The sequence below is a fragment of the Bacillus cereus genome, assembly GCF_002561295.1.
Classification (GTDB): domain Bacteria; phylum Bacillota; class Bacilli; order Bacillales; family Bacillaceae_G; genus Bacillus_A; species Bacillus_A cereus_S.
Genome location: NZ_NTUG01000058.1, coordinates 1 through 1424 on the forward strand (window position 1 = coordinate 1; position 1424 = coordinate 1424).

A 1424-nucleotide genomic window follows, 5' to 3' on the forward strand; every position below is an offset into this window, starting at 1 on the left:
TAATCTGTACCCTTTGTAAAGGACATTTTAAAAAAAGTTAGGCGGCATCAAGAAGATGATTTCTGTATTCGACAGGAGTCATCTTCTTTAAATTCCACTGATATCGGTGCTGATTATAGTATTTCATATAGTCTTTAATTTCTTGTTTTAGCTGAGTGAAGGTCGTACAAGTTTTTATGTGTGCTTCATCTGTAAAGTGTCCGAAGAAGGATTCTTGAGGGGCATTATCCCAACAGTTTCCCCGTCGTGACATGGATTGTCCTAGCTTTAATTTTTTGACTAACTTTTGATAGGTAGGACTTGTGTAATGAGCTCCTTGATCAGAATGAATATATGCATCTTGCGTTAATCGCACCTTCTTATTTTTCTTTAGTTTGCGTAGAGTCGTCGTTGCGATATCTAGAGTAAGCCGTTCTGAAACATGGTAAGCCAAAACTTCATTCGTAGACCCGTCTAGAATGGTAGATAAATATCCTTTTTGATTCTTACCATAAAACAGGTAGGTGATATCTGTAAGAAGTACTTTTCCGGGTACACCTTGTCTGAATTCTCGTTTTAATTGATTGGGTACCACGAAGTGTTCTTTCGTCGCTTTCAACATTCTTTTATAATGGTTCGCTTTACGAATGGGACAGATAATCCCATATTTTTTCATGATTCTACGGATGCGTTTCAAATTGTAAACAACTTGAAATTGACCCGCCAATGTCATTTTGATTTGACGAGCCCCTTTCTTTCGTTTTTTAAATTGAAATGCCTTTAATATGAATCCTTTCGCTATTTCATCCTGATCTATTCTTCTCTTTCGTTGACTTTGCGAGGAAACGGAAAAATAATTATAGTATCCCGAACGTGAAACCCCAGCGATTCCACACAAATATCTCACCATGTTTTTGAGGTTGTATTTTTCAATAATAGAACGAATTAACACATATTTTTGGCTAGGTGGTAACGTTATTTCTTTCCCATCCTCCCTTCCATAAGTTTGATCTTTTTTAACAGTTCATTTTCAGCTTTTAATAAGTTTCGTTCCGCTTCCAAACGTGCATATTTTTCTTCTAATGTAAGTTCTCTCTCTAGCTTTCTTCCCGAATTTTCTTTACGTGTATCTCTTAAGCCGAGTACACCATTTTTCTTATAAGAAGTACGCCATCTATTCCCAGATGATATAACGCGTTGTATACCAATGATTTCTACATCAAATCCACATTCTTCAAAAATAATACGAGGAGTTTTTCCTTTTTCATTTTCCTCAATAAAAATACGCTTAAATTCATCGGTATAGGTAATCCCTTTCTGGCTAATCGATTTTACATATCGATTTTTTGATAGTGTTTGAACTTCTTTTTCTGTAAACAGTTTTTTCGTCATTTTGAAATTTCACCGATTCTCATTTTTCTCTCATTATACAAGAAATACCCTAT

Annotated in this window: 1 protein-coding gene; it reads right to left on the reverse strand. The window is 35.1% G+C overall.

Annotated features, from left to right (window positions below; all coding sequences use genetic code 11):
• Positions 1–37: 37 nt before the first annotated feature.
• Positions 38–1371, reverse strand: a protein-coding gene (locus tag CN373_RS24000) for an IS3 family transposase (protein ID WP_098360317.1) whose coding sequence is annotated in 2 segments (ribosomal slippage) — positions 38–984 and positions 984–1371 — 1335 coding nt in all. Because the reading frame shifts where the segments join, the coding sequence is not laid out codon by codon here.
• Positions 1372–1424 lie beyond the last annotated feature (53 nt).